We start from the raw sequence: 22,079 nt of genomic DNA, 5'->3' as shown, positions 1-22,079 counted from the left end.
TTGCCTAGACAACGCCGATCATGGACGCCCTCGCGTCTACTTGCGGTCCCACATCCCTTGGAATCGATCATCTAGACCCCCGTGCGGCGCCACTGTTGGTTCGTGGCGGCGGTGCAGGTGGATTGCACGGCTCGGGCGCCGTCGGTGGTGGCGGCGTTGAGGATGGTCAGGCACTTGTTGCTGTGCCTCGCTATCAGCTGGACCACGCCGGTGCCGGCGTCCTGGACGCGCCACTGCTGATTGGTGCCCCCGTTGCAGGTCCACTGCGTGACCCGGACGCCGTCGGCGGTGGCGCTCGCGCCGCCGTACACGTCGAGGCACTTGCCGCTGTGCGCGCTGACCACCGTCTGGTAGCCGCCACCGGCGTCCTGGAACCGCCACCGCTGGTTGGCCTGCCCGTTCGCGCTCCACTGCACGATGTCGGCGCCGTCGGTCGTGGCGTTGTTGGAGACGTCCAACAGCTTCCCGCTGTGCTGGGCGGCGAGGGTGTAGGTGGTCGGGACGGGCACGGTGCTTCCCGGGGTCAGCCGGTACAGCCCGGCGCCGTGGGCCGGGAGCGAACGGGTGAGGGTCCCGGTCACCGTGCCGAGGGCCGCGCCGGACCACAGGTCGGTCACGGTGGCCGAGCCGATTCCGAGGTCGGCCAGGTTGACCGAGACGTTCGCCGCGCCGCTCTCGCGGTTAAACAGGGCGAGGTACCGGTCGGTGCTGCCCGGCACGTCGGCGGTCCACGCCTGCCGGGTGCCGCCGGTGAGCTGGCGGTTGTTCGCGCTGTTCTGGTCGACGGCCAGCACCGCGGTGTTGGTCATCAACGCCAGCTCCGAGGCGCGGTTCTCCACCAGGTTGCCGCCCCACATCAGCGGCGCGCGGTTGATCGCCCAGAGTGTCATCAGGGTGCGCTGCTCGTCCGAGGTGAGGTTGGAGTAGCGCGGTGAGCCGACGGGCCCGTACTTGGAGAGCCGGCCGATGGGGATCATGTCCGGTCGGGCCAGGCGCCGGTGGCGCGGTACGGGGTCCAGTTGCGGAGTTGGTCGAAGAGGGCGTCGACGGACGACCAGTTGTCCCAGAGGTCGTTGACGATCCGCCACATGTGCGCGTTGGCCTGGACGTGGCTTCCGCTGGCCAGCGGGGTCGCGCCGGGCGACAGGCTCAGCACCATCGGACGGCCACTGTGCTGGATCGCCAGCTTGTAGCCCTCGATTTCCGCCTGCCGGTAGGTCGGCGCGGCGATGTCGTCCACCTTCACGAAGTCGATCCCCCAGGACGCGAGCAGTTGGAACACCGAGTCCAGGTAGCTCTGCGCGCAGGGGTTGGACATGTTCAGGCCCCACATGAGGTTGAGCCAGGCCGCGGTTGTGCTGTTGTTGATCTGGTTGGCGCGGCAGTTGGTGCCCGAGATCGGGACGTTGTCGGCCACCGCCTGGCGGGGGATGCCCCGCATCAGGTGGACCCCGACCTTCAGGCCCTGGGCGTGGATGTAGTCGGCCAGGGGTTTGAACCCGTTGTCACCGGCGGCGGAGGGGAACCGGGTGGTGTCGGGCAGCAGCCGCCCGTTGGCATCCATCCGGAGCCGGGGTTGCAGGTTGGCGTCCTGGCTGGGGCTGTTGTTGTGTCGTCCGGGGTAGTACCACCCCCAGTCGATGACGATGTACTGCCAGCCGGACTGCCGCAGGTTGGTGGCCATGTAGTCGGCGTTCGCCCGCACGTCGGCCTCGGTGACGCTCCAGTTGAACGAGTCGTAGCTGTTCCACCCCATCGGCGGGGTGCTGGCCACTGCGTTGTCCCAGGCGTGCGCCGGCTCCGGCGCTCTGACGGCGACGCCGCCGACGGCAACCAGGGCGACGACCAGCACGGCGGCGAGGCGGCGGAATGACGGTGGTACCAGGACGAGTCTCATCGGAGCCTCCCGGATAACACGCAGGAAATAGGCAGACGCCGATGTTAACGTTCACATAACAGGGCCGTCAACCAGCCGTCACCCACCCTCAACCGCCGAAGCGGCGTTCGACCTCGGTGCGGGTGGGCATGGCGGTGGCCCCGCCCGGTGACTCACAGACCAGACCGGCGACCCGCAGCGCGAACGCCACCGAATCGACCCAGCCCGTCGGATCGGCCGGCTCGCCGTCGCGGAGCAGGTCGGCGATGAGCGCGGCCATCACCGAATCACCGGCGCCGGTGGCGTCGACGGCGTCCACCTTCGGCGCCGGCACTCGCACCGGGTCGGCCTCGGCGGCGGCCAGCACCGCGCCGGCCGGGCCGAGCGTCACCACCACGGTGGACGCGCCCAACTCCCGCAGGTACGCGGCAACCCCCTCGACCGGCTCACCCGGATACAGCAGCCTGGCGTCGGCGCTGCTCAACTTGACCAGGTGCGCGCCCGCGGCGAACTCGGCCACCACCTGCCGCAACCCGTCCAGCGCGACCGGTCCGTCGAGCAGTCGGGGGCGGACGTTCGGATCGAGGACCCGCAGGCCGGTGGCGAGCGACCAGGCTCGGCGGGCGGCGGCCAGCGTGCCCGGCTCGAGCAGCACGATCGAGCCGCAGTAGAGCACGTCGGCGCCCTCCGTCAGCGCCAGGTCCACGTCGGCCGGGCCGAGCAGGCCGTAGGAGCGCGGCTCGCCGTAGAAGTGGAAGTCCGGTTCCGGGCCGGCGTACGTCACCACCGCCAGCGTGGTCGGCACGGACACCGTGACCGCACCGGCCAGGCCGACGCCGATCCCGCTCAGGAAATCGCGGATCCGCTGGCCCAGCACGTCGTCACCGAGCGAGCCGACGAACTCAGCCGTCCCGCCGAGCCTGGTCACCCCGACGGCGACGTTGAGCGGGCCGCCACCGATGGCCTGCCGGTAGACCCGCTCCCCGTCGACGTCGCTGTCGAGCAGGTCGACGAGCGCCTCGCCGAGCACCACCGCGTACCCCATCGGAGCCCCCTCGCCATCGGCGGCCGCGACGGCCGTCTCGCCTCAGGCTGGCACAGCGGGATCAGTCCGCGTGGTGGATCGGCCCGTCGGTCGCGGCCAGGGGGCGGCCACTGCCGCCCCAGCGGGCCGCGACGATCTGCGCGGCCACGCTGACCGCGGTCTCCTCGGGGGTACGACCACCGAGGTCCAGCCCGATCGGTGAGGCCAGCCGGTCGAGCTGTGCGGTGCTGAGCCCCGCCTCGCGCAGCAGTTCGTGCCGTTCGTCGTGGGTACGTCGCGACCCCATCGCGCCGACGTACGCCAGGGGTTGGCGCAGGGCCAGCGCCAGCAGCGGCACGTCGAACTTCGGGTCGTGGGTGAGCACGCAGATGACCGTGCGCCCGTCGACGCGGCCGGCGTCGATCTCGTCCCGCAGGTAGCGGTGCGGCCACCGCACCACCACCTCGTGCGCCTCGGGGAAACGCCGGCCGGTGGCGAAGACGGGCCGGGCGTCGCAGACGGTCACCCGGTAGCCGAGGAACGCGCCGATGTGCGCCACCGCCGCCGCGAAGTCGATCGCCCCGAAGACGATCATCCGGGGCGCGGTGGCGTACGCGGCCACGAAGAGACTGAGGCCGCTGCCCCGGCGCTGTCCCTGGTAGCCGTACCCGAGGATGCCGCTGTGCCCGGCGGCGAGCAGCCCGAGCGCGTCGTCGGCCGCGGCGTCGTCCAGCCGGTCGTCGCCGAGCGAGCCCGTCACCCGCCGCCCGGTCAGCACCAGCCGGCGACCCAGCCGCCCCGCCGGGTCGGACGTGTCACCGGCATCGGCGGCCACGCACGTGACGACCGCGGCCGGTTCGCCGGCCTGTCGCGCGCCGGCAACCACGTCGAGCTGCGCCAGGGCATCACCGTCGAACCGCTCGACGAACACGTCCAGCAGGCCGCCGCAGGTGAGCCCGACGGCGTACGCCTCGTCGTCGCTGACGCCGTAGTGGACCAGCTCCGGTACGCCGGTGTCGAGCACGTGGCGGGCCCGTTCGTAGAGGTCCGCCTCGACGCAGCCGCCGGAGACACTGCCGGTGACCGTGCCGTCGGCGGCGACGAGCATGGCGGCGCCGGGCGGCTGCGGCGCGGATCGCCAGGTGGCGACCACGGTGGCCAGGGCGACCTGCTCGCCGGCCCGGCAGCGGCGGTGCAGTTCGTCGAACACGTCGGGCACGCGCTGCCGCCTCCTTCGTCTGCGCGACGCTACGGGCGGCGTAAGACGACCCGAGGCGGGCGCTCTGCCCGGACGGTCGTTGTCGCCGTAGGAAGGGCAGACCATCACTATAGGAAGGATCCTGCCGGCGCGGATAGAAGTCCGAGGCTCCGACGCCGACCAGCCGTGTTTGACGCATCGAGGACCGACTATTGCGTTGGTGGCGGGCGACGTGGTGGGATGGCCCGTACCGGGTGGTGCGAGGGCTGTCGCGCCGCCGGTTGCCGGGTTGTTGGACGCGAGGGCACCGGTCCAGGACAGGACCGTTGATGGCGCGTGTCCGCCGGCCGATCTTCTGCCGGGGCGCGCCAGGGTGATCGTCGTATCCGCTTGCGGCGGGGCGGCCTCGGGCGGCACGCCTCGCGAGTCAGGAGAACCCGTGAACCGTTCCCGTACGGCCGCAGTGCTCACCGCGGCCCTGACCCTTGCGCTGGGCGCCGTCGCCCTGGCGTCCAGTCCACAACCGGCGGCCGCGCACGGCGCGGCGATGACGCCGGGCGCCCGCACCTACCTCTGCTGGCAGGACGGCATGAGCCAGACCGGCGAGATCAGGCCGAACAACCCGGCGTGTGCCGCCGCCGTGGCGCAGAGCGGCACGAACTCGCTCTACAACTGGTTCAGCGTGCTGCGCTCGGATGCCGGTGGCCGTACCACCGGCTTCATCCCGGACGGGCAGCTGTGCAGCGGTGGCAACACCGGCTACCGGGGCTACGACCTGGCCCGCACCGATTGGCCGCTGACCCACCTGACGTCCGGCGCGCGGCTGGACTTCAAGTACAGCAACTGGGCGCACCACCCGGGCACCTTCTACTTCTACGTGACGAAGGACAGCTGGAGCCCCACCCGCGCGCTGGCCTGGAGCGATCTGGAGGAGCCGTTCCTGACGGTGACCAACCCGCCGCAGCGCGGCGCGGTCGGCACCAACGACGGTCACTACTACTTCAGCGGCAACCTGCCGTCGGGCAAGAGCGGCCGGCACATCATCTACTCCCGCTGGGTGCGTTCGGACTCGCAGGAGAACTTCTTCGGCTGCTCGGACGTGACGTTCGACGGTGGTAGCGGTCAGGTGACCGGGGTGGGTCCGGGCGGGTCGAACCCGACCACTCCGCCGCCCACGACGCCGCCGCCGACCACGCCGCCGCCGACCACCCCGCCGCCCACCACGCCCCCGCCCACCACGCCCCCGCCGACCACCCCGCCGCCGACCACGCCGGCACCGACCGGTGACTGCATGGCCGTCTACAAGGTGACCAGCACCTGGCAGGGCGGATTCCAGGGCGAAGTCACGATCATGAACCACGGCAGCACGCCGTTCTCCGGCTGGACCGCGCGCTGGACCTGGCCCAGCGGCCAAGTGATCAACCAGGTCTGGAATGCCACCCAGACGACGTCCGGCGCATCGGTGACCGCGACGAACGTCCAGTACAACGGCACGGTCGCGCCCGAGGGCACGACATCGTTCGGCTTCCTGGCCAGCAGCACCGGAACGAACAGCCTCCCGACGGTCACCTGCGCCCGTCGCTGAGGTCCCCTGAAATGATCAAGAGGTTTGCGTCATCCGGAGCGCTTCCGGTGACGCAAACCTCTTGATCGACAGGGTGGGGTCCGGTCAGCGGACCATGGAACCGACCACCGGCTTCGTCAGCAGGGCCGACTGGTTGCGCTGGATGCCCGGGTCGAGCGTCTTGGCCACGAAGATGGCGTGCCAGATGCAGAAGATCAGCACCGTCCACACCTTGCGGGAGTGGTCGAACTCCTCCCGCTTGTGCTCGTCGAGCAGCCGCAGCGCGTACGACAGGTCGAGCAGGTCACCCGCGCCGGAGGTGCTCAGCACGTGGCGGGCCCACTCGTACATCTCGCCGCGCAGCCACACCCGGGTCGGGGTCGGGAAGCCCAGCTTCTTACGGTTGACGATCGCCGGCGGGACGACGCCCTGCAACGCCTGGCGCATCGCGTACTTGGTGGCGTCGGAGCGCGGCGGCAGCTTCAGGTCCACCGGGATCTTCGCCGCGACGTCGAACACCTCGCGGTCGAGGAACGGCACCCGCACCTCCAGCGAGTGCGACATCGAGATCCGGTCTGCCTTGACCAGGATGTCGCCGCGCAGCCAGGTGTAGAGGTCGACGTACTGCATCTTGGTGACGTCGTCCAGCTCGGTGCACTCGGCGTAGATCGGGGCCGTCACGTCGGTGTAGCGCACCGAGGGGTCGTAGCGGCGCATCAGGTGCTGCTTCTCCTCCTCGGTGAACATCCGGGCGTTGCCGTAGTAGCGCTCCTCGATCGGGGTGGTGCCCCGCTCCAGGAAGCTCTTGCCCTTGACGCCCTGCGGGATGGCCTTGGAGACCGCCCGCAGCCCCTTCTGCACGCCACCGGGCAGACCGTTGACGGTGCCCAGCGACAGCGGCTCCCGGTAGATCGTGTAACCACCGAAGAACTCGTCGGCCCCCTCACCGGAGAGCACCACCGTGACGTGCTCGGCGGCCTTCTTCGCCACGAAGTACAGCGGCACCAGCGCCGGGTCGGCCACCGGGTCGTCCAGGTGCCAGACGATCTTCGGCAGCGCGTCGATCATGTCCTGCGGACCGATCTTGGTGGGGATGGTGGTGACGTCCAGGTGCCGCGCCGAGTCCTGGGCGACGTCGATCTCGGAGTAACCCGGGACGTCGTAACCGACGGTGAAGGTCAGGATGTTCGGGTTGAACTCGCGGGCCAGCGCGACGACGGCCGTCGAGTCGATGCCGCTGGACAGGAACGAGCCGACCGGCACGTCCGAGCGCATGTGCATGCGGACGCTCTCGCGCAGCGTCTCGCGGATCTCGTGGTACAGCTTCTGCTCGTCGTCGACCGGCGCCGGCCGGAACACCGGCCGGTACCACCGCCGTACGTCGATCCGCCCGCCCGGGGTCCAGGTCAGATACTCCCCCGAGCCGATCCGGCTGATGCCCTTATGCAGCGTGCCGGGCTCCGGCACGTACTGCAGGGTCAGGTAGTGACTCAGGTTCGCCGCGTCCACGCCCGCGTCGCCCTGGTAGTTGCTGTGCGCGAACGGCAGCAGCGCCTTCTTCTCCGACGCCAGGTAGAGGCCGTCGGCGGTCTCCAAGTAGTGCAGCGGCTTGATGCCGAAGTAGTCGCGGGCGCCGAACGCGCGCCGCTCCTGCCGGTCCCAGATGACGAAGGCGAACATGCCGCGCAGCCGGGTGAGCACCTGCTCGCCCCAGTAGTGGTAACCGGCGACGATCACCTCGCCGTCACCGGCGGTGGCGAACTGCGCGCCGAAGTCCCGGATCAGCTCGTCGCGCAGCTCGATGTAGTTGTAGATCTCACCGTTGAAGGTCAGCAGGTAACGGCCGTTCGCGTAGGGCAGCGGCTCGTGACTCGACGCGACGTCGATGATGGCGAGCCGCTTGTGGGCGAACACTCCGTCCGCGTACCGGCCGGACGCGTCGCCGACCACCTCGACCCCTGTCTCGTCCGGGCCGCGGTGGTGCAGGCATTCCAATGCTCCGGCGATGTGGTCGCGGTGCGCGGCGGCGTTGCCGTTCGCGCTGAAGAAGGCCAGGAGTCCGCACATGGTCGTCATCTTTCCACGCGCTCCGTCGGCCCGTCGCAGCCGTCCGTCGTTCCGGGCGCTCCCGGCCGTCACCACCGCGAACCGGGCGCGCGGTACCGTCGGGACCAGCCACGAGCGGAGGGGAGCGGCGCAATGACCGAGGAACGCAAAAGCACCGAGGGTACGCCGACAGACGGCACGGAATCGCACGATCCGGACTTCCCGGAGGCGTTCCTGTCGTTCATGCGGCAGGGCTGGCGCGACACCGAACTCCCGGTCACGCCACGTCCAGAGGTCCCCAACTACGCCAAGCGGCGGGCCGCGCTCTCCGCCGCCTTCCCGGGCGAGACGCTGGTCATCCCGACCGGCGGCGAGAAGGTCCGCGCCAACGACACCGCGTACCCGTTCCGGCCGGGCAGCGACTTCGCCTACCTGACCGGTGACCACGACCCGGACAGCGTGCTGGTGCTGCGCCCGAACGGCTCGGGCCACGACGCGACGCTGTACATGCGGCCCCGTTCGTCCCGGGAGACCGACGAGTTCTTCCGCAGCCGGCACGGTGAGCTGTGGGTGGGCCGGCGGCACACCCTCGGCGAGAAGTCCACCGAACTGGACCTGCCCACCGCCGACCTGACCGGGCTGGAGGCGGCGCTGGCCGACCTCGCTCCGGGGCGTACCCGGGTGTTGCGCGGTTTCGACGCCGAGGTGGACGCGGCCGTGCGCCCGTACGACGGGCCGCGCGCCGAGGGTCAGCCGGCCCGCGACCGGGAGCTGGCCATCGCCATCTCGGAGCTGAAGCTGGTCAAGGACGAGTGGGAGATCGGCCAGCTCCAGGACGCGATCGACGCCACCGTCCGGGGCTTCGAGGACGTGGCCCGCATCCTGCCGGCCGACCGGGCCGTCTCCGAGCGGCTGTTGGAGGGGATCTTCGCGCTGCGCGCGCGGCACGACGGCAACGACGTCGGGTACGGCTCGATCGTCGGCGCGGGCGAGCACGCCACGATCCTGCACTGGGTGCACAACCACGGCGCTACCCGCCCGGGTGACCTGCTGCTCATGGACATGGGGGTCGAGGGGCGCAACCTCTACACCGCCGACGTGACCCGGGTGCTGCCGGTCGACGGCCGGTTCACCGCCCTGCAACGCCAGGTCTACGACATCGTGTACGCCTCACAGCAGGCCGGCATGGACGCCATCCGCCCCGGCGTGAAGTTCAAGGACGTCCACCTGACCTGTATGCGGGTGCTCGCCGAGGGCCTGTCCGACCTGGGCCTGCTGCCCGTGAGCGTGGACGAGGCCATGGACGAGAAGTCCTCGGTCTACCGGCGCTGGACGCTGCACGGCTTCGGTCACATGCTCGGCATCGACGTGCATGACTGCTCCAACGCCCGCAAGGAGACGTACCGCGACGGCGCCCTGGGCGAGGGCTACGTCCTCACCGTGGAGCCGGGTCTCTACTTCCAGCCCGAGGACGAACTGGTCCCCGCCGAGCTGCGCGGCATCGGCATCCGCATCGAGGACGACGTCCTGGTCACCGCGACCGGCGCGGTCAACCTCTCGGCTGGCCTGCCGCGCACCTCCGACGAGGTGGAGACCTGGCTGGCCGAGCAGCGCGAAGCCGGGCCCCGCCTGCCCGGCTGACCCGCCCGTACGACCCCAGGGCCGGGCCGGACGTCCCAACGTCCGGCCCGGCCCCTTTCGTCCGCCCGCCCGGCCCCTTTCGTCCGCCCGCCCGGCCCCTTTCGTCCGCCCGCCCGGCCCTGCCCGCCCGGCCCGCGCGGCCGACTCGCGCATGATCGACTCGACTTCCCTGATGCCGGGGCGTCGTGGGCGCTCGGATACCGCGCTTTCCGCGAACCCGAGTGGATCGCGTCCTTCCTGTCACCCCGATCCCTTAACGGGCGCTATATGCGGGGTTTTCTCGGATACGTCCGCCTCGCGAAGATAGTTCTCATACGGTGGGCATCAGAGGCTACAAGCCATTTGTAGCTGGTCGTGGCGCTGCGGGCGGTGCGACCCCGTCTGGTAGTAGGAAGGGCGGAAGGCTCTGATGTCCGATGACATAACGAGTACCGAGGGCGGGGCTTCCACGGCGCCGCCAACACGACGACGACGGGCACTGTGGGTCGCCGGCGTGGCCGGCCTGACCGGGGTGGTGGGCCTGGCCGCCCTCGGCGGTATCGCCGCGCGGGACGACAAACCCGCCTCAGACCGGGTGTCCGACGCCCAGCCGTCGACGAACCGGCAGACCGTCAGCGACGACGGCGGGAACGCCGACGAGAGCAGGGCAAGCGGCGACGAGGAGTCCAGCGGCGACGACTGGAGCGGTTTCGACGATCGCGGCGGTGCCGACAAGCGCCACGACAAGGACCGCACCAAGCAGGTGCCCTGCGACTCGGACAAGCTGATCCAGGCGATCACCTTCGCCAACAGCGGCGACGGCGGTGTCCTGGAACTGGCGAAGGGCTGCACCTACACCCTGACCCGCAACCAGGACGGCAACGGCCTTCCGGTGATCACCGAGTCCATCACCCTCAAGGGTGAGCACACGGTCATCGGCCGCGCGGCCACCGCCGACTACTTCCGCATCCTGAACGTGGGTCCGGGCGGAAACCTCACCCTCAAGGGCCTGAGCATCAGGGGTGGGCAGACCATCCAACGGGCGGCGAGCGTGGAGCCGGCGGCGGTCTGGGGCTCGTACTCGACCTCCGTCCGGACCACGACGGCAACGGCTGCCGCTGGCGAGCCGGCTGCGGCGAACCCAGCGACCACCGCGAAGCCGGCAGCGGCAGCGGCAGCGGCAGCGGCCAAGCCGGCGGCAGCGGCAGCGGCAGCGGCCAAGCCGGCGGCAGCGGCAGCGGCCAAGCCGGCGGCAGCGGCAGCGGCCAAACCGGCGGCAGCGGCAGCGGCCAAACCGGCCGCCGCGGCAGCGGCAAAGGCAGCGGTCGAGCCGGCCGCCGCGACGGCAGCGAAGCCATCGGCAGCGACCGCCAAGACGGCAACGGCAAAGACGGCAGCCGCCAAGCCGGCAACGGCAGAGACAACAGCGGCAAAGCCGGCAACGGCAAAGACGGCCAAGGCGGCGACCTCCGCAAAGCCTTCCACCACGGCTACGCCGGTGACGGCGGCTGGCACGGCGGTGGTGCCGCTGGTGGAGGAGCCCGGCTTCAATGACGGCGCCGGGGTGCTCGTACAGCCCGGGGGCCGGGCCGAGATCCTGGACAGCGAGCTGTTCTACAACCAGTCCGGCGGCAACGGCGGCGGGTTGGCGAACTTCGGCTCGGCGCGGCTCAGCAAGAGCGTCGTGGCACACAACACCGCCTTCTTCTACGGCGGCGGCATCTTCAACGCCGGAGTGCTCCAGGTCGACGAGTCGAAGGTCACGGACAACACCGGCATCGTCGGCGGCGGCGGCATCGCCAACGGCGCGGCCGACATCTTCACCGAGGGCGTCGACGGTGGCGCGGTCTGGGTCTACAAGAGCGAGATTACCGAGAACGAGACGCTCGGCTTCGGTGGCGGCGTCCTGGACGTCGAGGGCACCACGACCCTGCACGACACGAAGGTCACCGACAACACGGCGGTCCTGGCGGGCGGCGGCGTGGCCGTGGCCGACAGCCAGCTCACCCTGAAGCAGGCAACGGTGGCCAGGAACAGCACGGCCGGTGTGGGTGGCGGCGTGGCCGTCGCCTTCGACAGCACCGCGACGATCGAGGACACCGCGATCAAGGAGAACACCGCCGGGTTCTTCGGCGCCGGCCTCTACAACGAGGACAGCGTCGTCACGCTGCGGAACAGCGAGGTCTCGGGCAACCGGGCCATCGGTCCGCTGGGCAGCGGCGGCGGCATCTACAACACGGACGGTGGCGAGATCAGCGTCCAGCGGACGAAGGTGACGTACAACGTGGCCACCCTGCCGCCGGGCGGGATCTCCAACGGCCTCTTCAGCTTCGTACGGCTGGACGACGACTCCGCAGTGTCCGCCAACCGCCCCACCAACTGCCTGAACGTCCCCGGCTGCTTCTGACCGGGAACGGATGGCTGATCCACATAGAGGGAGCGCCCCTCCGAGCCGGTTGCGGCACGGAGGGGCGTACCCATTTGGGCTGGTCAGGGGCTTGGCGGCCCGGCACGTCCCGACCAGGCCGTCCCGGGGCAACATGAACCTAATGTGGGGTTGTTTCGGATACGCCCGCGAGGCGAGGAACATTCTCATACGGTGGTTTTGGGAGCTACAACCGATTTGTAGCAGGGGACGACCGTCTGAGGGCGGCGACCCTGTCTGGTACGAGGAGAGGGCAGAGAGCTCCGATGTCCAACTACCTAACGAACAACGAAGCCTCCGGGCGGGCGACGGCCAAGAGCCGCCGCAAGCTCTGGCTCGCCAGCGGCGTGGCCGGTCTGACGGGCGTGATCAGTCTCGCGGCGGTGGGCGTCGCGGGCAGCGCCGGGGCGGTCGGCCTGAACTGGAACACCGCGCAGGTGAGCAAGGACGGCGACCAGCACGCTGACGAGGGGCGCGACTGGGACCAGGAACAGGACAAGGACAAGGACAAGGACAAGGACAAGGACAAGGACAAGGACAAGGACAAGGACAAGGACAAGGACAAGGACCGGGACAAGGACCACGAGCGTGGGAAGGAGGTGCCCTGCGACACCGACAAGCTGATCCAGGCGATCGTGTTCGCCAACAACAAGCACGGCGGTGTGCTGGAACTGGCCAAGGGCTGCACCTACAACCTGAGCCGCAACGACTACCAGGGCAACGGTCTGCCGGTCATCACCGAGAACATCACCCTGAAGGGCGAGCACACCACGATCGCCCGTGAGGCCACGGCCGACTACTTCCGGATCCTCAACGTCGGCGCCGGCGGACACCTCACCATCAAGGGCCTGACCATCAAGGGTGGTCAGACCCTCGAGCGGTACAACGCCGTCGAGCCGGCGGCCGTCTGGGCGTCCTACTCGGACTCCGAGGCGATCGCGGCGCAGGTGAAGGCCGGCACTCCGCTGGACCAGGCCCTCACGGCGCGGCAGGCCAACCCGAAGGCGGGCCTGACGGCGGCGCCGAAGGTGACGCCCAAGGCCGCGCCGGCCGCCGCGAATGCGGGTGCCGTCACGCCGCTGGTGGAGTACCCGGAGCCCACCGACGGCGCGGGCATCCTGGTGCAGCCGGGCGGCTCCGCCGAGATCATCGAGTCCGAGGTCGTCCTCAACCAGTCCGGCGGCAACGGCGGCGGTGTGGCCAACTTCGGCACCACGAAGATCTGGCACAGCACCGTCACCCGTAACACGGCCTTCTTCTTCGGTGGCGGTGTCTTCAACGCCGGCCTGCTCAAGGTCGAGGAGTCGAAGATCAAGGACAACACCGCGATCATCGGCGGTGGCGGCATCTCCAACGGCGCCGCGCGCATCTTCGCCGACGACGTCGACGGCGGAACGGTCGAGCTGAAGAAGGCCGAGATCACCGACAACGAGACGCTCGGCTTCGGTGGCGGCTACCTGGACATCGAGGGCAACACCACGGCGTACGAGACGAAGTTCGTCTCGAACACCGCGGTCCTCGCCGGCGGTGGCCTGGCGGCGGCGGACAGCCAGCTGAACCTGCACAACGTCTCGGTGGAGCGCAACAGCACCGCAGGTGTCGGTGGCGGTGTGGCCATCGCCTTCGACAGCGCCGTCACGTTCGAGAAGAGCAGCATCAAGGACAACACCGCCGGCTTCTTCGGCGGCGGGCTCTTCAACGCCTTCAGCGTCACCACGCTGCGCGACAGCGAGGTCGTCGGCAACCGGGCCATCGGCCCGATCGGGGTCGGCGGCGGCATCTTCAACATCTTCGGCGAGGTCAACCTGTCGAAGACGAAGGTCGCCAACAACTTCTCGACCTTCGCGCCGGGCGGTGTGTTCACCTTCTTCGGGCCGGTGAACGTGGACGACAAGTCCGCCATCACCGCGAACCGCCCGACGAACTGCCTGGCCATCCCGGGCGGCGCCATCGAGAACTGCTTCGCCTGATCAAGAGCACGACGCACCACACGGACCGGCCCCCTTCCGCGCGACGCGGGAGGGGGCCGGTCCCCGCTCACTTCTGGACGAACACCGCCACACTGCGCGCCGGCACCGTGAAAGCACCCGTCGCCCGGTCGAACGACGCCGTCCGCAGCGTCGGGTCGGCCGAGTTGACCAGCACCGGGTGCAGCGACACGTCCGCCCCCCGCAGACCGGTCACCGTCTGCGTCGCCGTCTCCGGAGTGCCGTTGAAGACCACGGTCAGCGCGGTCCACGGCCCGCCCAGACCACGCGCGTCCAGCGTCATGGTCAGCACGCCCGGGGTCTCCGACTCGCCGGACAGGGGGAAGGCGACCCGCCGCTGCACCTGCTCGGCGCTGTTCAGCCCGAACACCGGCGATGACGCCCGGACGCGCAGCAGCTCGGCGTACCGGGCGTCGGTGGTGCCGATCGCCGAACAGTCGGGCACCAGGGCCGGGTCCGCGAGCAGCGGCTTCGCGTACGGCCACTTGTCCTGGTTGTCCTGCGCCGGTGGCAGGCCGACGCCGAACCCGTTGCCGTTGGCGCAGTCCCAGCGGATCTGGTTGAACCAGTCACCGGAGTTGAACGAGTTGCGGTCCAGCGACTTCGACCGCAGCCGTTCCGTGCCGGCGGTGACGAACCCGGCGCCCTGCCCCAACACCACCGTGCTCAGCGCCAGCACCTGCATCCGGGACCGGTCCGCCGCGCTGGTGCCCTGCGGCAGCTTGTACGCCAACGCGTCGTACAGGATCTCGTTGTCGTGCGCGTCGACGTAGGTGACGGCCTCCCCCGGCGCGGCGGTGTACCCGGCGGGCGAGCCGTTGTAGTCCACCTGCGCCCCGGTGACCGTACGTCCGGAGGTGTCGGTGAACCGGTAGCCGCGCAGGTTGCCGGTGAGGCCCACCTTGATCAGGTCGTGGGCGTGCAGCAGGCGGGCCTTCTGGGTGGCCGCCGATCCGTTCACCGGGTCACCGTTGGGGTCGGTGTAGAGCCCGGAGGCGAAGCCCTGCACGCGGGGGTTGGCGTCGAACGGTCCGCCGCCGCGCACGGCGTCGCGCAGCCGGTCGTTGAACGTGCCGATGCCCGTGCCGGCCATGTTGGCCTGGGTGGCCTGCTCGAACCGGGCGTCGTTGGCGACCTCGCCGAAGTTCCAGCCCTCGCCATAGAGCATGATCGCCCTGCCGTCCACGCCGTCCCGGGCGACGGTCAGCCGGTCCAGCGCGGCGCGTACCGCCAGGATGTTCGCCTTCGGGTGGTGGCCCATCAGGTCGAACCGGAAACCGTCCACCTTGTACTGCTTGGCCCAGGTGACCAGCGAGTCGACCACCAGCTTGCCCATCATCGCGTGCTCGGGCGCGGTGTTGGCGCAGCACGTGGAGTTGGCGACCGTGCCGTCGTCGAGCAGCCGGTGGTAGTAGCCGGGCACCACCTGGTCAAGCACCGACTTCGGGTCGACACCGGCCGCCGCCGTGTGGTTGTAGACCACGTCCATGACCACCCGCAGGCCGGCGTCGTTGACTCCGGCCACCATGCGACGGAACTCGGTGGTCCGCGCCGCCCCGCTCGGGTCGAGGGCGTAGCCGCCCTCCGGAACGGTGTAGTGCAGCGGGTCGTACCCCCAGTTGTAACCGTCGGTGTCGGCGACGGCCGCGACGCACGTCTGCTGCTGGTCCGAGTCCGGTGGCAGCGCCGCCAGGTCGCAGGCCGGCTGGCGCTGGTCGGCCCGCTTCTCGGGGATGGTGGCGAAGTCGAACGCCGGCAGCAGGTGCAGGTGGGTGACGCCGGCGTCGCCGAGCGCCCGCAGGTGCGTCATGCCGGCGGTCCCCGGGTCGGTGAACGCCAGGAACGTCCCCCGCCGCTGCGCCGACACGGTCTCGTCGGCGATGGAGAAGTCCCGCACCGACAGCTCGGAGATCTGCGCCTTCGACGCCGGCACCCCGGCCGGCTTGCGCAGCGTGCGCCACCCGGGTGGGGCCAGCGCCGGGTCGTCCAGGTCGACGAGCTGGCTGTGCGTGGAGTCCGGAGCGAGGGCCACCGAGTACGGGTCGGTGACCGACGCGGTGACCACCCGCTGCACGGCCGGCTGCCACGCCTGCACCCGGTAGCGGTAGTACTTGCCAATCCAGGCGTGGCTACCGCGTACCGACCAGACACCGGTGCCGTCGTCGCGGCGCATCGCCACCGTCTTCGGCGCGGCCGTGGGCGAGTCGAACAGTTCCAGCTCCACCGTCCGGGCGGTCGGCGCCCAGAGCGCGAGGCTCGGCGTCCGGCCGGCGAAGGTCGGGCCGAGCGTGACCTGGGTGGCCCGGGAGTACACGTCGTCGAGCACGCCGGGGAGCTGCACGCCGGTCGCGGCGAGCAGCTCCCCCTGGGCGTCGCGCTCGGTGACCAGGACCTGCCCGCGCATCGCCGCCGGCACCTTCGCCAGGTCACCCCGGTCGAGCGTGAAGGCCCGGTGGGACCACAGGTGCGGGAACGCCGCGCGCTGGGCCTCGGTGAGCCCGTTGCGCTGCGCGCGCAACGGCAGACTGGTGTACGCCCCGGACAGCTCCCCGTCGACGACGCTCACCCCACCGGCCGGGGCGGCCACCAGGGCGTACACCCGGCCGTCGGTCGGCGGGGTCTGCCAGGCGATGGTGGACCGGTCGATCCAGTGCGCCTTCTGCTTGCCGATGTCGGTGTCCCCTCCGGCGCTGGGCGCGGTCGACGGCAGCAGCCGCCCCGGGGTGGCGGCGAGCAGCCACACCTCCCGTCCGGCGCTGGCGAAGTCGAGCCGCTGGTCGTCGGGCAGGTCCTTGGTGTCACCCTTGTGCAGGATGTAGTTCAGCCCGGTGGCCCCGGCCGCCAACGGCACCCGGAACACCGCGCCGAACGCGTCGGTCGACGTGGGCGCGAGCGGGCTGGCCCAGTCGGTCGGGTTGGCCGCGCCGTCCCACAGGTGCAGACCCCAGCCGTCGTAGTTGCCGTCGGCCCGCCGGTAGTGGATCACCGCGGTGCCTTCCTCGACGGGCGGGTCCGGTTGCCCGGTGGCCGCCTGCCTGCTCGGATAGACGGTCGCGTCGCCCTGCTTGAGCCAGATCTCGCCGGTCTGGGTGACGTCCATCGTGCGGTCCTGGGCGACGTCCTTCGTGCCCTCGGAGTCCACCACCACGAAACCCACGGACTTCGCGCCCGGCTGCCGGTGAAGAGTCGGTATCTCGAAGCTGCGCTATTCGACGGCTACCGGCCATTGCGCTTGCTGGGGACGGCTCCGCACATCTGAGGCGTCCTTTCCCGGCCTCGGGAATGAGATCTCAGAGAGAGAATCATCGGCCGCAGACGGCTGGGGCGCACCGGTGGTGAAGCCGGTGCGCCCGCTGCGAGGGTCGGGTTGTCAGCTCGCGGGCACCACGTTCATCACGTACTGGCCTCCCATGTTTCCAGGCGGCGAAAAGTTCGCCACGATGTAGGTGTCCCACCACTGCCCGCTCTGGCCGGCGACGCGCCCCACACCGATCTTGGTGGTGCTCTTCCATACCAGTGCGGTGAAGTGCCCGATGGCCTTGTAGGGGTCGGGGTCGATCTTCTTCCCCGTGGTGTAGTCGTAGTTGCTGTTCTCGGCGTACCAGCCCTCGACCGCGTCGGTTCCCGAGGCGGCTGCGGGGCCGGACGAGGCGCTCGCCTTCGATGCGTTCTCGCCGGTGCCCGACCGCAGGCCCTCGTGGGTCAGATCGTCCTTCTCGGCCATGAAGGCCGCCCGCGACTTCGCGTACTCCACGAGTTCGGGGTCGAGAGTGAGCGGCGGCGATCCGTGCTTCGCCCGCAACTCGTTGACCTTGGTCAGTACCTCTTGCAGGAACTCGTCGTTGGTTCGATCCGAGAATCCAGCACGCACGGTGCGACACCTCCTCTGTAGATGGACGCCAGGAAAGGAAAGACCGGCGGTGATCGCCGCACGCGGGGTGCTCGCTGCGACCGGCGACCGTGGGCCGTCCCTCTCCCCCGGCCTCCGAAGTGTTATCGCTCGACTACTGCATGTATATAGTCGAACGGGGTCTATGAATTAGCCGATCGAGAACGAGAACGCGCCGAACGCGACAGGCCGCACACCTGAGCCCGTCAGAAACGCAGCAGAGCCCTGTCAGCGGCCTGCCGGGGCTACGTCGGTCGCCCGGAAGCGTCGGTCGTCCGCCGGGGCCGGTAGCCGTCGGTGTTGAGCTGGGTGAGCTCGCCGTCGATGTCGACGGAGTGGGTGTCGTAGAAGTAGACGTTCTCGTGGTGGCGGGCCAGATGTGCGCCAGGACCTCGTCGTCGACCTGGCGGCCGGCCCGGAACAGGGTGGCCACGCCGAGCCGTGGTACTCCGCGGACCAGCACACAGTCGCATTGGTGGCCACCCAGTCAGACACCACATCTGCGCGCCCTGCTGCTCGTGGTGCTGGCGCCGCAGCGCACCCTCGCCGGCGTAGGCCAGAGAGAGCGGCGTAAGGCGTGCAGGTTCTCGCCCTTGTTCAGCTGCCGGGAGACGCGCCGACGGTACGTCTGGTCGGCCAGGTGGCGGGCGGCGTAGACGGCGCGACGCAGCGCCCCGCGCTCCTTGATCGCTCTGGTCAGCGTGTTCTGCTGACGCTTCGAGTGGCACAGCTCGGGGCCCGGACCGCATGGTCCGAGCCCCACCCCCTGTCGTTGGCGGCGTCGTGCCCGGCCGTGGACAGGTTCGGCTGAGTTCGCTGGAGTGGGCGTTCACCCGCCCCATCGTCGGATTGGTCCGTGACCCCCGGTACGGGAGACTTCCGGCGTCAGCGGGAGATCTTCAGGTCAAGTCCGCAGCTCTTGTAGGGCCCGGTTACCGGGGTGTGTGTTCCGGTGCCCTTGACGGTGATGTTCACCGAGCGGTATTTGCGGCCGTTGCTGTCGGTGTTGGCGGCGATCGTGGACCAGTCCGGGCCGAGGGCCCGGTAGGTCGTTGCGGTCTGGGCCGGGGATTCGAAGATCTTGCGGTCCCAGTCGGGGCTCCAGTACTGGACGGTGAAGCTGTCGAGCCGGTGGGACGGTCCGGCGCCTCGGGGCAGCCAGGTGATGGTCGGTGACTGCAGGGGGGCGGCTGATGCTCCGGGGAGCGGGGAGGTGATGGCGGGGGCCACGGCGTGGTCGCCGAGTACACAGGAGAAGTCGTTGGCGTACGCCACCGCATCGGCGATCACGGGTTGCGAATCGTTCAGCGGTGCCGCGCCGGCCGCAGGTACCAGGGCTGCGACCGCCTCGGACAGGGTCCACGCCTCGGCATCGCGCATCGCGTTGCTCATCTCGGTGTCGGTCAGGTCCGTGTTGGCGCGGAAGCCCCACAGGGTACGCGCGACGGCGAGTTCGTTGTCCTCGCCGAGACTGGGGCCGGTTGACTTGTCCCCGATGGAGACGTGCGACGTGGCGTCCTCGGTGTCGTCGTAGAAGTCGTCACCGACCGCGGGGATCTTCAGCTTCGCGGTCTGCAGGGCGTCTTCGACGGTGAGCCCGAACCAGGTGGCGTAGCCCTCGCCCCAGGCGAGCTTGATTCCGGCGTCTTTCGTCCGGCCCTCGGCCAGGTTCTGGCCGAAGCCGTGATCTCCGCCCGGGCTGTCGGTGATGTTCAGTTGGCTGGAGACGAAGTGTCCGTATTCGTGCAGCAGGACGTCCCAATCGAACCGGTCGAGCTTGAGGATCCGGGCCACCCCCGTTACGGAGTTGAAGTTCGATCCGTTCTCGTCGGGGAACGACACCACGAGCGGGGCGAACAACGCACCGTTGTTGATCCGCCGGGTGTAGGCCATGGCGGTGACGAGGGAGTCGGCGACGGCGAACGCGGTGTTGTTGTCGTCGGTGTTGTTGGCGACCACATCGATCTTCAGGTTGTTCTTGGGCACCACGGTGTCCGAGACGATGGCTTGCGGGACCGTCTCACCCACGCCCCGGACGATGAATCCGTCGCTGCTGGCCACGACCTTGATGTACAGGCTGCGTTCGGTCCCGTCAGCGCGCACCGACGAAACGGTCGCCGTGTAGCCACCGGTGTCGTCGGTCGAGGTGGTGGCGAGTAGGACACCGTCGGCGCTGCCGTCGGCGTCACGCAGTTCCACCCGGACGAGGCGGGCGGGGTGTTCACTGCCGTCGCTGGCCAGGTAGGTCACCTTGCCGGTGACCTTGGTCGTCGCGGGCGGCTTGGCGGCAGCGGCGTAGCTGATGCGGCTCGTCGCGCCGGCGGTCTTCAGCGCTGCGAGCCGGCGGGCTGGACTGAGCTGCCCCGAGACGGCCGGCTCCAACGCCAGCGCGCCTTCCCGCGCGTCGAGCATTCCGCTGCGCGACAGCACCACACGTCCAGCGGCCGTAGCGGCGTCCAGCTCAACCGCGGCTCGGACCGGGGTGTTACCGGCGTCGAAGGCGGTGACGGTGGCGCGCACCGTGCCCTGCCCGGCGTTGACCCGCAGAGTCACCGGAACCTGCTGCGGCGACCGCGCGGCCAGTGCGGCGATCGAGCGTCGCGCCGGGCCCTGCACCAGGGCGGTGCCCTTACCCGACAGCGAAACGACGACGTCGTGCAACGCGGTGCTCGACGTCAGCCGCAACGCCGCAGAGACCGGGGCGCCCTGAGCTGCCTGGGCGGGAGCCATCCACTGCGCAACCAGGGTCTTGGAGAGATGCCCGGTGGTCTGTGTGGTGTCCACCGGTACAGCCTGGGCAGACGCCGACATCACGGCGACCTGGCCGACGATGCTCAGGCAGACGACACCGGCGACCGCTGCCAAGCGGCGGACAGGCAGACGTCTGGACAGAAACGATGACACGTTCGACACGCCTTGATCCTCACTCGGGCCGCACGAACCAGCCCGGGCTAAGTGATCCTGCGCAACGCGAGAGCCGCGCGCTATCAGACACACAAAGTCACATTAAAATAACGGAGAGTCAAGAAGTCGATCACTTCACAAGCGTTTCGACGCGCACATCGGCGTGTCCCGAGGGGCTCATGCGCTGGCTGGCGGGCCCATATCCTCGACGTGGTGTCCGTAAGCCGACACACCGACCCCTCGCAATGAGGTGCACCGGCGCGACGGTGCATGGCGCAGGGGGCCACGCCGTCACGGAGTTGGTCGAGGAACGCGTCGACGGCGGCCATGAACGCCACCCGGCGCCCCGGTGATCGACAGCGACATCACGGAAATCTCGACGGCTTTCCAAGGTCCCGTGACCCCGAATGCGACCAGGCGCCCCGCCGCAGCGGCGTTTCGCAGTCGGCGGATCGATCGTCGGCTTTGTGGCCGGAATTCGATCGCGCGTCACGGCGGAGCACCTACCGCGATGACTTGCTGTAGTCAATCGGTCACCATTTCCCTATGCATCTGAGTTGATCAGTGTCACGCTGGAGCGCGGTCTCCAGACCCGCTACTGCCGGCGACGAGCTGTGCTCCCAGTCCACGGACCGATCCGCTGCATCACCGGCCGGTCAGCCCCGGCCGACTGAAAGGAAGCAATCATGTCCTTCCCCCGGCGCTGCACCTTGATGCTGGTGCTGATGCTCGCCTCCGTGGGCGTCACCGCACCCGCATCGGCGGCGACCACCCGGCCCCACCCGATCTCCATCGCTCACGCGCGGACACTGCCACTGGGCAGCGTCGTCACGGTCAGCGGAACGGCGACAACCCCCTCCGGCTGGCTCGAGTCCAGCTCCTTCGACAAAGGATTCGGCCTGCAGGACCACAGCGCCGGCATCTACGTCAGCACCGCGGTGGACCCGAACATCGTCCCCCGGGACAAGGTCCGGATGACCGGTCAGCTGCAGCAGAGTTACGGCCTGCTCATCCTCGTCCCCGCCGATCCCACCCAGGTCAAGATCGGCGGAACCGGCCCCGCGATCCGCCCGGTGCGGCTGGCCACCGGCACGGTCGGCGAAGCCAGCGAGGGACGCCTGGCCCGCGTGGTCGCCACGATCACCCAGGCACCGGCGTCAGACCTGCCGTATGGGTACAAGTTCCTCGTCGACGACGGCTCCGGCGAACTCACCATCTTCGTCAGCACCCAACCCGGCATCGACCTCTCCCAGCTCGCAGTGGGCAAGATTGTCAAGATCACCGGGTTCAGCGGGCAGTTCGACACCCACTACGAGATCATTCCACGATTCCAATCCGACATTGCCATCCTGGCCGGCTGAGGGTGATTGGGCGGCAAGGTAGTCGTCCCAGCTGTTGCCGGCGAACTTGGCCCATCGGTGGGCGGTGCCGGGGTTGATGCCGAACGGGTCAGCGATGACGATGGGTGTGAGATACCCCCGCTTTCATGGAGCTTCTTGACCATGGTCTGATGGCCGTGGGGGAGGAAGTCGTCCGTGGCAGCAC

At 69.7% G+C, this 22,079-nt stretch carries 12 protein-coding genes and 2 pseudogenes; 5 read left to right on the top strand and 9 right to left on the bottom strand.

What is annotated here, in order from left to right; all coding sequences use genetic code 11:
- Positions 1-71: 71 nt before the first annotated feature.
- The 4 genes from ACLQ25_RS30385 to ACLQ25_RS30370 all read right to left on the bottom strand — a co-directional run bounded on the left by ACLQ25_RS30385 (position 72) and on the right by ACLQ25_RS30370 (position 4,119).
- Positions 72-977 (bottom strand): RICIN domain-containing protein, encoded by a 906-nt coding sequence (locus ACLQ25_RS30385; RefSeq protein ID WP_425734170.1) that lies wholly within the window; start codon positions 975-977, stop codon positions 72-74.
- The gene (locus ACLQ25_RS30380; protein WP_425734169.1) at positions 974-1,897 is read right to left on the bottom strand and encodes a glycoside hydrolase family 27 protein; all 924 of its coding nucleotides are present in this window, start codon (positions 1,895-1,897) and stop codon (positions 974-976) included. Before ACLQ25_RS30380 ends, ACLQ25_RS30385 begins: the two co-directional genes overlap by 4 nt.
- An 88-nt stretch (positions 1,898-1,985) precedes the next feature.
- On the bottom strand, positions 1,986-2,921 hold the full coding sequence (locus ACLQ25_RS30375) for a carbohydrate kinase family protein (protein ID WP_425734168.1): 936 nt from the start codon (positions 2,919-2,921) through the stop codon (positions 1,986-1,988).
- Between the two features lie 61 nt (positions 2,922-2,982).
- Positions 2,983-4,119 (bottom strand): XdhC family protein, encoded by a 1,137-nt coding sequence (locus ACLQ25_RS30370; RefSeq protein WP_425734167.1) that lies wholly within the window; start codon positions 4,117-4,119, stop codon positions 2,983-2,985.
- A gap of 418 nt (positions 4,120-4,537) precedes the next feature.
- Between ACLQ25_RS30370 and ACLQ25_RS30365 the strand changes: the two genes are divergently transcribed.
- Positions 4,538-5,683 carry a lytic polysaccharide monooxygenase auxiliary activity family 9 protein gene (locus ACLQ25_RS30365; protein ID WP_425734166.1) on the top strand — a complete coding sequence of 382 codons (1,146 nt, stop codon included), beginning with the start codon at positions 4,538-4,540 and terminating at the stop codon, positions 5,681-5,683.
- Between the two features lie 84 nt (positions 5,684-5,767).
- Here ACLQ25_RS30365 and asnB read toward each other — a convergent pair whose 3' ends face one another.
- Positions 5,768-7,729, bottom strand: coding sequence for an asparagine synthase (glutamine-hydrolyzing) (gene asnB / locus ACLQ25_RS30360; protein ID WP_357128568.1), 1,962 nt, complete (start codon positions 7,727-7,729; stop codon positions 5,768-5,770).
- 132 nt (positions 7,730-7,861) lie between these two features.
- Here asnB and ACLQ25_RS30355 point away from each other — a divergent pair, with 132 nt between their 5' ends.
- The 3 genes from ACLQ25_RS30355 to ACLQ25_RS30345 all read left to right on the top strand — a co-directional run bounded on the left by ACLQ25_RS30355 (position 7,862) and on the right by ACLQ25_RS30345 (position 13,723).
- Positions 7,862-9,349: an aminopeptidase P family protein gene (locus ACLQ25_RS30355; protein WP_425734165.1), complete on the top strand. Its 1,488-nt coding sequence runs from the start codon at positions 7,862-7,864 to the stop codon at positions 9,347-9,349.
- A gap of 493 nt (positions 9,350-9,842) precedes the next feature.
- On the top strand, positions 9,843-11,735 hold the full coding sequence (locus ACLQ25_RS30350) for a right-handed parallel beta-helix repeat-containing protein (protein ID WP_425734164.1): 1,893 nt from the start codon (positions 9,843-9,845) through the stop codon (positions 11,733-11,735).
- Between the two features lie 284 nt (positions 11,736-12,019).
- Positions 12,020-13,723: a hypothetical protein gene (locus ACLQ25_RS30345; RefSeq protein WP_425734163.1), complete on the top strand. Its 1,704-nt coding sequence runs from the start codon at positions 12,020-12,022 to the stop codon at positions 13,721-13,723.
- Positions 13,724-13,790: 67 nt separating this feature from the next.
- On the opposite strand, the pseudogene pulA reads toward ACLQ25_RS30345, so the two are convergent.
- The 4 genes and pseudogenes from pulA to ACLQ25_RS30325 form a co-directional block, all read right to left on the bottom strand.
- Positions 13,791-16,910 (bottom strand): annotated as a pseudogene (pulA, locus tag ACLQ25_RS30340) (pullulanase-type alpha-1,6-glucosidase); the annotation flags it as partial.
- A gap of 201 nt (positions 16,911-17,111) precedes the next feature.
- Positions 17,112-17,612, bottom strand: coding sequence for a CAP family protein (locus ACLQ25_RS30335; RefSeq protein ID WP_425734162.1), 501 nt, complete (start codon positions 17,610-17,612; stop codon positions 17,112-17,114).
- 394 nt (positions 17,613-18,006) lie between these two features.
- A pseudogene (locus tag ACLQ25_RS30330) lies at positions 18,007-18,363 on the bottom strand (Tn3 family transposase); the annotation flags it as partial.
- A gap of 152 nt (positions 18,364-18,515) precedes the next feature.
- Positions 18,516-20,414, bottom strand: a complete 1,899-nt coding sequence (locus ACLQ25_RS30325; RefSeq protein ID WP_425734161.1) for a hypothetical protein — start codon at positions 20,412-20,414, stop codon at positions 18,516-18,518.
- A gap of 806 nt (positions 20,415-21,220) precedes the next feature.
- Between ACLQ25_RS30325 and ACLQ25_RS30320 the strand changes: the two genes are divergently transcribed.
- Positions 21,221-21,895 carry a hypothetical protein gene (locus ACLQ25_RS30320; protein WP_425734160.1) on the top strand — a complete coding sequence of 225 codons (675 nt, stop codon included), beginning with the start codon at positions 21,221-21,223 and terminating at the stop codon, positions 21,893-21,895.
- Positions 21,896-22,079 lie beyond the last annotated feature (184 nt).

Origin of the sequence: Micromonospora sp. DT44 (assembly GCF_049841635.1) — a bacterium.
In the GTDB taxonomy this organism is placed as follows: domain Bacteria; phylum Actinomycetota; class Actinomycetes; order Mycobacteriales; family Micromonosporaceae; genus Micromonospora.
This window is presented reverse-complemented; position numbering and strand designations above follow the sequence as displayed.

What these genes read in the sequence shown, in the direction of transcription:
- ACLQ25_RS30385 (WP_425734170.1), bottom strand. Translation starts at nt 977, where the DNA reads ATGATCCCCATCGGCCGGCTCTCCAAGTACGGGCCCGTCGGCTCACCG.
- ACLQ25_RS30380 (WP_425734169.1), bottom strand. Translation starts at nt 1,897, where the DNA reads ATGAGACTCGTCCTGGTACCACCGTCATTCCGCCGCCTCGCCGCCGTG.
- ACLQ25_RS30375 (WP_425734168.1), bottom strand. Translation starts at nt 2,921, where the DNA reads ATGGGGTACGCGGTGGTGCTCGGCGAGGCGCTCGTCGACCTGCTCGAC.
- asnB (WP_357128568.1), bottom strand. Translation starts at nt 7,729, where the DNA reads ATGTGCGGACTCCTGGCCTTCTTCAGCGCGAACGGCAACGCCGCCGCG.
- ACLQ25_RS30355 (WP_425734165.1), top strand. Translation starts at nt 7,862, where the DNA reads ATGACCGAGGAACGCAAAAGCACCGAGGGTACGCCGACAGACGGCACG.
- ACLQ25_RS30345 (WP_425734163.1), top strand. Translation starts at nt 12,020, where the DNA reads ATGTCCAACTACCTAACGAACAACGAAGCCTCCGGGCGGGCGACGGCC.
- ACLQ25_RS30320 (WP_425734160.1), top strand. Translation starts at nt 21,221, where the DNA reads ATGTCCTTCCCCCGGCGCTGCACCTTGATGCTGGTGCTGATGCTCGCC.